The organism is Halomonas rhizosphaerae (genome assembly GCF_030010555.1).
GTDB lineage: Bacteria > Pseudomonadota > Gammaproteobacteria > Pseudomonadales > Halomonadaceae > Halomonas > Halomonas rhizosphaerae.
In genome coordinates this window covers 128,810-137,219 of sequence record NZ_JASCQP010000026.1, presented here as the reverse complement: position 1 = coordinate 137,219, position 8,410 = coordinate 128,810, and the positions used below count along the sequence as shown (strand labels likewise).

General features: G+C 66.9%; 6 protein-coding genes. 1 reads left to right on the top strand and 5 read right to left on the bottom strand.

What is annotated here, in order from left to right; all coding sequences use genetic code 11:
- Nucleotides 1-910 (top strand): IS3 family transposase (locus QLQ83_RS10745; protein ID WP_282733855.1); only part of this gene is annotated, 910 nt, incomplete at its 5' end.
- A gap of 109 nt (nucleotides 911-1,019) precedes the next feature.
- Here the strand turns inward: QLQ83_RS10745 and QLQ83_RS10740 are convergent.
- The 5 genes from QLQ83_RS10740 to aceE form a co-directional block, all read right to left on the bottom strand.
- Nucleotides 1,020-1,778 (bottom strand): class I SAM-dependent methyltransferase, encoded by a 759-nt coding sequence (locus tag QLQ83_RS10740; protein WP_282735523.1) that lies wholly within the window; start codon nucleotides 1,776-1,778, stop codon nucleotides 1,020-1,022.
- Nucleotides 1,775-2,479 carry a tRNA (adenosine(37)-N6)-threonylcarbamoyltransferase complex dimerization subunit type 1 TsaB gene (gene tsaB, locus QLQ83_RS10735; RefSeq protein ID WP_282735522.1) on the bottom strand — a complete coding sequence of 235 codons (705 nt, stop codon included), beginning with the start codon at nucleotides 2,477-2,479 and terminating at the stop codon, nucleotides 1,775-1,777. The genes QLQ83_RS10740 and tsaB overlap by 4 nt, the downstream gene beginning before the upstream one ends.
- Nucleotides 2,480-2,585: 106 nt before the next feature.
- Nucleotides 2,586-3,242 carry an adenylate kinase gene (gene adk, locus QLQ83_RS10730; protein WP_282735521.1) on the bottom strand — a complete coding sequence of 219 codons (657 nt, stop codon included), beginning with the start codon at nucleotides 3,240-3,242 and terminating at the stop codon, nucleotides 2,586-2,588.
- 237 nt (nucleotides 3,243-3,479) lie between these two features.
- Nucleotides 3,480-5,498, bottom strand: coding sequence for a pyruvate dehydrogenase complex dihydrolipoyllysine-residue acetyltransferase (gene aceF / locus QLQ83_RS10725; RefSeq protein ID WP_282735520.1), 2,019 nt, complete (start codon nucleotides 5,496-5,498; stop codon nucleotides 3,480-3,482).
- 76 nt (nucleotides 5,499-5,574) lie between these two features.
- Nucleotides 5,575-8,247 (bottom strand): pyruvate dehydrogenase (acetyl-transferring), homodimeric type, encoded by a 2,673-nt coding sequence (gene aceE, locus QLQ83_RS10720; RefSeq protein WP_282735519.1) that lies wholly within the window; start codon nucleotides 8,245-8,247, stop codon nucleotides 5,575-5,577.
- Between the last annotated feature and the right edge of the window lie 163 nt (nucleotides 8,248-8,410).

The following is an 8,410-nucleotide window of genomic DNA, read 5'->3' as shown; positions in this document are numbered from 1 at the left end:
CCTATCTAAAAAAGCTCGATGCCTTGACCCGAGAGAAGTGGGCGACGACACGGGGCAAAAAGCCCAAGCCGTCCAAGGGTTAAGGCATGAGCACCCACTGGCGCTGCTGCTACGTGCGGCATCGCTACCGCGCAGCACGTTCTACTACCAGCTCAAGGCCCTGGGGGCTGGCGATCCGTATGCGTCTCTGAAGGCGCGTATCCAGGCGATCTATGATTACCACAAGGGACGCTATGGCTATCGCCGTATCACCGCTGTGCTGCGCCAGACAGGCGAGGCGGTCAACCACAAGACCGTCCAGCGGTTGATGCAACAACTGGGCTTGAAGTCCCTCGTTCGCCCCAAGCGGTATCGGGCTTATCGAGGAGCCGAGGGCTACGCCGCCCCGAATACGCTACGGCGTCGGTTTCAGGCCCAAGGACCGAATCAACGATGGGTGACCGACATCACCGAATTCAAGGTCGATGACCAGAAGCTCTACCTGTCACCGGTCATGGATCTGTATAACGGCGAAATCATCGCCTTCCAGACCGGGCCACGACCGGTATTGGGCCTGGTGAAGCACATGTTGAGGAGCGCCTTCGACCGGCTGAGGCCGGGTGATCGGCCTCTATTGCACTCGGATCAGGGATGGCATTACCGGCACCCCAACTATCGTCGCCTGGTGGTGGAGAAACGGATACTGCGCAGCATGTCACGGAAAGGGAATTGTCTGGACAATGCCGCCATGGAGAGTTTTTTCGGCACCCTGAAAGCCGAGTACTTCCATCTGAACCGGTTCGACACCGTTGAGCAGTTGCAGCAAGGCATTGCCGACTACATCCACTACTACAACCATCAACGGATCAAGCAGAGACTAAAAGGCCTGAGCCCCGTGCAATACAGGACTCAGGCCATGGCCGCCGGTTAAGAGAACTAACCGTCCAACGATTGGGGGTCAGTTCACAAAGCCGGGCGCTGTTCGACCCGGCGCTGCGCCACCGACTGCAGCTGGTCGGTCGCCCGGAAGCGGGCTGAACTCAGGCCTCCAGGCGGCGGTGGACATAGAGGTCGTAGCGGCTGGTCCTGTCCTCGATGACGTGACGGGGCGGCGGCCCTTCGATGGGCGGGGCCTTGCGGGGCCGCTTGACCACCACCCGATGAGTCGCCACGTCCAGTGCCGCCTCGAGCAGCCGAGGGGCATCGGGGTCATCCCCGGCCAGGGTGCGGAAGAGCCGCATCTCCTTCTTGACCAGCGCGGACTTGTCCCGGTGGGGGAACATGGGGTCCAGGTGGATCACCTGGGGCGCCACGGCGCGGCTTGCCACCAGCGCCTCAAGCCCAAGGGTCGCGTCGCCGTGGGCGAGTGCCATGCGCGCGGCGATATCGCGGGTCTCGGGATCGCACCGCGCCCGCGCCAGGCCGTCCTCCAGCAGCGCAAAGATCGCCGCGACACGCTCGACCAGCAGCACCTCGGCCCCCAGGCTCGCCAGCACGAAGGCGTCGCGCCCGAGCCCCGCGGTGGCATCCACCACCGAGGGCGTGACGCCCCTGGCCAGGCCGCAGGCGCGGGCCACCAGCTGGCCACGCCCGCCGCCGAAGCGACGCCGATGGGCAGCGCGCCCGGCGACGAAGTCCACCGCCAGCGGATGGCCATGGCGCTTCGGGTCGCCGGCCAGCACCAGGCGGTCGCCCTGATGGAGCAGCAGCAGCTCGGCCTCGCCCGCCTCGGCCCGGGGCAGGCCGAGGCGGGCCGCCAGGGTAGGGTCCTGCACCCCCACCGGCACGGCACGCCTCATCGGCCCTTCTGCCAGACGACCCGGTCGCGCAGGTAGACCGGCTGCACCTCGTGGGCCGGTCGGGCCTCGCCGGCGACGAAGGCGCGGAGTGCCAGCCGTGCCATGTCGGCGGCGTCGGCCTCGGGCTCGGTCAGGCAGAGCCCCAGGCCGGCCTGCACCTCGGCGGACATCTGGTCCCACAGGGTCCAGCCGGAGCCGATGCCGACCCAGTCGTGGTCGTCATGGCCGGCGGGCAGGCGCAGCCGCGCCGGAGACATCACCGCCTCCTCGGTCAACGCCACGGGCGCGCCATCGCGGCACTGCCAGGCCGCCACGTAGATCTCGCCCATGCGCGCATCCAGCGCCGTGATCAGCCAGCGGTAGTGGTGGCGGCGATGGGCGCCCAGCGCCAGTGCCTCGAGGGTCGAGACACCGACGAGCGGGCGGTCGAGGCCGAAGGCGAGCCCCTGGGCGACCCCGGCGGCGATGCGCAGGCCGGTGAAGGAGCCCGGCCCCCTGCCATAGGCGACGGCATCCAGCGCCGAGGCCGGCAGGCCGGCCTCGGCGAGCACCTCGTCGACCATCGGCAGCAGCCGCCGGGTGTGCTCCCGCGGGGTCAGGGCGAAGCGTGAGATCAGTTCGTCGTCGAGGCCTTCGCGGCGGCGCAGCAGGGCGGCGGAACAGGCGCTCGAGGAGGCATCCAGGGCCAGCAGGATCGGCATGGGCAAGAGGTCGCGGCGGGAAATGTCGGGGCATTATACGCGCGCCACCGCCAACGACGAAGGCCCGCGCATGGCGGGCCTTCGTCGAGGGGACGCGCGAGGGGGCTCAGTCCTCCAGCGCCTCGATCACCTGGGCGGTGATGTCGTCGATGCTGCCCACCCCCTCGACGCGATGGTATTCCGGCGCCGCCTCGGGATCCTCCTTGGCCCACTGCCGGTAGTAGTCGACCAGTGGCGCGGTCTGCTCGTGGTAGACCGCCAGGCGGTTGCGCACGGTGGACTCGCGGTCGTCGTCGCGCTGGATCAGCGGCTCGCCGGTGACGTCATCCTTGCCCTCTTCCTTGGGCGGCTGGTACTCGAGATGATAGACACGGCCGGAGCCCGGGTGCACGCGGCGACCGGCCAGGCGCTTGACGATCTCCTCGTCGTCCACGGCGATCTCCAGCACGTGATCGATCTTGACCCCGGCATCCTTCATGGCCTGGGCCTGCGGGATGGTGCGCGGGAAGCCGTCGAACAGGAAGCCGTTGGCGCAGTCGGGCTGGCTGATGCGCTCCTTGACCAGGGCGATAATGATGTCGTCGGACACCAGGCCGCCGCTGTTCATGATCTCCTTGACCTTGAGCCCCAGTTCGCTGCCCTCCTTCACCGCGGCGCGCAGCATGTCGCCGGTGGAGATCTGCGGGATGCTGAACCGCTCGCAGATGAACTGGGCCTGGGTGCCCTTGCCGGCACCGGGGGCGCCCAACAGGATCAAACGCATCTGACTGCTCCTTGAAGTGTGAATCTCGTACACGAAGAAAGGGAAGACCCGAACGATAACCGTGCCGTCAGGTCCAGACAAGCGACGGGCCTAACCGCGCGCCGTCGAATACGAAAAAAAGATCCGTGCATCAATATCCTGGAAGCCGAATAGCACTTTGGTCTGCCCTGCACGATAGCGCCTGCCACAAACGACAACGGCGCCTTGCGGCGCCGTTGTGCCAGGCAGGATGGCGTCCTACAGCAGCAGGCGACGGATATCCGTCAGCACCTGGCCCAGGAAGGCGGTGAAGCGCGCCGCATCGGCGCCGTTGACCGCCCGGTGGTCATAGGAGAGGCACAGCGGCATCATCAGCCGCGGCTGGAAGGCCTGACCGTCCCACACCGGCTTCATCTGCGCCTTGGAGATGCCGAGAATGGCCACCTCCGGGGCGTTGACGATCGGCGTGAAGGCCGTGCCGCCGATGGAGCCCAGGCTGGAGATGGTGAAGCAGCCACCGGTCATCTCCTCGCGCTTGAGCTTCTTCGACTGCGCCTTCTTGGCCAGTTCCACGGACTCCTTGGCCAGTTCGATCAGTGACTTGCGGTCGGCATCGCGGATCACCGGTACCATCAGGCCATCCGGGGTGTCCACGGCGACGCCGATATGCACGTACTTCTTGTGGACCACCGTCTCGCCGTCGCTCTTCAGGCTGACGTTGAACTGCGGGTACTGGCGCAGTGCGAAGGCGCAGGCCTTGATCAGGAAGGGCAGCGGCGTGAGCTTGGCACCCTGGGCCTCGGCCTCGGCCTTCATCGACTTGCGGAAGGCCTCCAGCTCGGTGATGTCCGCCTCGTCGAACTGGGTGACGTGGGGCAGGTTGACCCAGCTGCGATGCAGGTTGGTGGCGCCCATCTTCATCAGGCGGCCCATGGGCTTCTCTTCCACTTCGCCGAACTGGCTGAAGTCCTGGTCAGGGATCGGCGGGATGCCACCCCCGGCCGCCGCCGGCGGTGCTGCCGCCGCGGGTGTGCTGGCCTTGCCGTCCATCACCTGCTTGACGTAGGCGTGGACGTCCTCCTTGAGGACGCGGTCCTTGGGGCCGCTGGGCCTGACCAGTCCCAGGTCGACGCCCAACTCGCGGGCCAGCATGCGCACCGCCGGACCGGCATGCACCAGCTTGCCGTCGCGCGGCTTGTGGGCGGCCATCTGGGCCTCGGGGCTCGGCGAGCCGGCGGGCGTTCCCGACGGCGCCTCGGCCTTCGCGGCCTGGGGGTCGGGCGTCTTCGCGGCCGGTTGGGACGCGGCCTTGCTGCCGGTACCCGGCGTGCCGGCCACCTCGATATAGCCGATCAGGTCGCCCTCGGAGACGGTATCGCCCTCCTTCACGGTCAGCTCGAGCAGCTTGCCCTTGTAGGGGCTGGGCACGTCCATGGAGGCCTTGTCGGACTCCAGGGTGATCAGCGGGTCCTCCTCGTCGACCTCGTCGCCGGCGCTGGCGGCGATCTCGATGATCGGCACATCGGAGGAGCCGGAGAGGTCCGGGACGCGAATCTCCTTCCGCTCGGGCTCGCCACCGCCGGCTCCCTCCTCCTCGGCCGGGGCCGACGCCTGCGGGGCGCTCGCTGCCGGCTCGGGCGCCGACTCGGCGGCGGGCTCGGCGTCGCCGCCCCCCTCGCCGGTACCCGCGTCCTCGACGTCCATGGTGCCGATCACGTCGCCCTCGGAGACGGTGTCACCCTCCTTCACGGTGAGCGAGACCAGCTTGCCGGCATGGGGGCTCGGCACGTCCATGGAGGCCTTGTCGGACTCCAGGGTGATCAGCGTATCCTCGGCGGCCACTTCATCGCCCTCGGCCACCGCCACCTCGATGATCTCCACATCCGCGGAGCCCCCCAGATCGGGGACCTTGATCTCCACGGTGCGCTTGCCACCGCCCCCGCTCCTGGCGGCGGGCTTCTCCGGGGCCGGTTCGGGCGCGGGCTCGGGGTCCTTCTGCGCCTCGGAAGCCTCGCTTTTCTCCTCGGCCTCGCCGCCGCCCTCGACCTCGATCTCGACGATGTCGTCGCCCTCGGAGACGGTGTCGCCCTCCTTGACCAGCACCTTCAGTACCTTGCCGCCCTTCGGCGCCGGCACGTCCATGCTGGCCTTGTCGGACTCCAGCGTGATCAGGGTGTCCTCGGGGGCAATGACATCGCCCTCGGCCACCGCGATCTCGATGATTTCCACATCGGTATCGCCACCGATGTCCGGAACTTTGATGATTTCGCTACTCAAGGTCGCGCTCCTTCAAACTCTTGACGGGGGCGGGCCCCGCGGGCCCGCCATGCCACCGGATCAGTCGGTCGGCGCCTCACACCTCAAGCGGGTTGGGCTTGGCCGGGTCGATGCCGTACTTCTTGAGCGCCTCGCCGACGACCTTGCGATCCAGCTCGCCACGGTCGGCCAGCGCCTTGAGCGCGGCCACGGTCACGAAGCGGCGATCGACCTCGAAGAAGGCGCGCAGCTTCTCGCGGGTATCGGAGCGACCGAAGCCGTCGGTGCCCAGTACATGGTAGTCGGTCGGCACCCAGGCGCGGACCTGGTCGGCGAACAGCTTCATGTAGTCGGTGGAGGCGATCGCCGGCCCCTTGCGGCCTTCCAGGCAGGCGGTGACGTGGGGCTTGCCCGGCTCGGCCTCGGGATTGATGAAGGCCTGGCGATCGATCTCCAGGGCCTCGCGGCGCAGCTCGTTGAAGCTGGTGACGCTCCAGATGTCGGCGCCCACGCCCCACTCCTCGGCGAGCATCTCGGCGGCGGCCTCGACCTCGCGCAGGATGGTGCCACAGCCCAGCAGCTGCACGCGGCCCTTGTCGCCCTGCGTCTCGCGCAGCAGGTACATGCCCTTGATGATGTCGGCGGCGGGCACCTCGTCGAGGGCCGGGTGCTCGTAGTTCTCGTTCATCACCGTCAGGTAGTAGAAGCAGTTCTCCTTGTCGGTGAACATGCGCTTCAGGCCGTCCTGGACGATCACCGCCACCTCGTGGGCATAGGTCGGATCGTAGCTGCGGCAGTTGGGAATCATCGAGGCTTGCAGGTGGCTGTGGCCATCCTGGTGCTGGAGGCCCTCGCCGTTGAGGGTGGTGCGCCCGGCGGTGCCACCGACCAGGAAGCCGCGGGCCTGCATGTCGCCGGCCGCCCAGGCCAGGTCGCCGATGCGCTGGAAGCCGAACATCGAGTAGTAGACGTAGAACGGCAGCAGCGTCGTGGCATTGTTCGAGTAGGAGGTCGCGGCGGCGATCCACGCCGACATGGCGCCGGCCTCGGTGATGCCCTCCTCGAGGATCTGGCCCTTCTGATCCTCGCGGTAGAACATGATCTGTCCCTTGTCCACCGGTTCGTACTTCTGCCCCTCGGAGGTGTAGATGCCGAGCTGGCGGAACATGCCCTCCATGCCGAAGGTCCGTGCCTCGTCGGGAATGATCGGCACCACGCGCTCGCCGATCTTCTTGTCCTTGACCAGGCCGTTGAGGATACGCACGAAGGCCATGGTGGTGGAGACCTCGCGCCCCTTGGAGCCGCCGGTCTGCGACGCGAAGGTCTTGTCCTCGAGCGCCGGGATCGGCAGCGCCTCGAAGTCATTGCGGCGCGCCGGCAGGTAGCCACCCAGGCGCTCGCGCTGGAGATGCATGTACTTCATTTCCGGCGTATCGTCATCCGGCTTGTAGTACGGCACTTCCTTGAGCTGCTCGTCGGAGAGCGGGATGCCGAAGCGGTCGCGGAATGTGCGCAGCGCCTCGTACTCCATGGTCTTGACCTGGTGGGCCTCGTTGGCGGCCTCGCCATCGCCGCCGCCCATGCCGTAACCCTTGACGGTGTGCGCCAGGATCACGGTGGGACGGCCGTTGGCCTTCTGGGTCGCCTGGTGGTAGGCCGCGTACACCTTGAAGGGGTCATGGCCGCCGCGGTTGAGCTTCCAGACGTCCTCGTCGGACATGTCCTTGACCATCTCGGCGGTTTCCGGGTACTTGCCGAAGAAGTGTTCCCGGGTATAGGCGCCGCCGTTGGCCTTGTAGTTCTGGTATTCGCCGTCGACGGCCTCGTCCATGCGCTTCTGCAGGATGCCCTTCTTGTCCTTCTCGAAGAGCGGGTCCCAGAGGCGACCCCAGACGACCTTGAGGACGTTCCAGCCGGCGCCGCGGAACACCCCCTCGAGCTCGTCCATGATGCGCGAGTTGCCGCGCACCGGGCCGTCCAGGCGCTGCAGGTTGCAGTTGACGACGAAGATCAGGTTGTCGAGCTTCTCGCGGCTGGCCAGGTGGATGGCGCCCAGGGATTCCGGCTCGTCACACTCGCCGTCGCCCATGAAGCACCAGATCTTGCGATCGTGCATGTCCTTGAGTTCACGGGAATCCAGGTACTTCATCACGTGGGCCTGGTAGATGGCCTGGATGGGGCCGAGGCCCATGGACACCGTGGGGAACTGCCAGAAGTCCGGCATCAGCCAGGGGTGCGGGTAGGACGAGAGGCCGTCGCCATCCACCTCCTGGCGATACTTGTCCATCTGGTCCTCGGTGAGACGCCCCTCCAGGTAGGCACGGGCATAGACGCCCGGCGCCACATGGCCCTGGATATAGACCAGGTCGCCCTCGAAGTCGCCGTTCGGGGCGCGGAAGAAGTGGTTGAAGCCCACGTCATAGAGGGTCGCCGCCGACATGAAGCTGGCGATATGACCACCCAGCCCCGGGTTCGCGCGGTTGTTGCGGATCACCTGGGCGATGGCGTTGTAGCGGATCAGCGAACGGATGCGACGTTCCATGAACAGATCGCCCGGCATCGGCGCCTCGCGGTGCACCGGTATGGTGTTGCGATGCGGGGTGGTCACCGAGAAGGGCACCTGCATGCCATCGCGACGCACTCGGTCGGCCAGGCGCGTCATCAGGTACCGGGCACGATCCTCGCCCTCGCGATCCAGGACCGACTCCAGGGAATCCAGCCATTCCGTGGTTTCGACCGGATCGAGATCTTCTCTTGTTTCCAGACTCATAGACGTCTCTCCGAATGACGATAGGGACTACAGCCCGCAGAGGGGCGAGTGGCGCTCATGTTCGGACGTGCAGACCGAACGCGTCAGGCCTGTAGTTGTTTTACAAGGTGGTATGTGAAGTGTCGCTGCCGTTGGCGCGAAGATACCGTAAACGCCGGGCCCT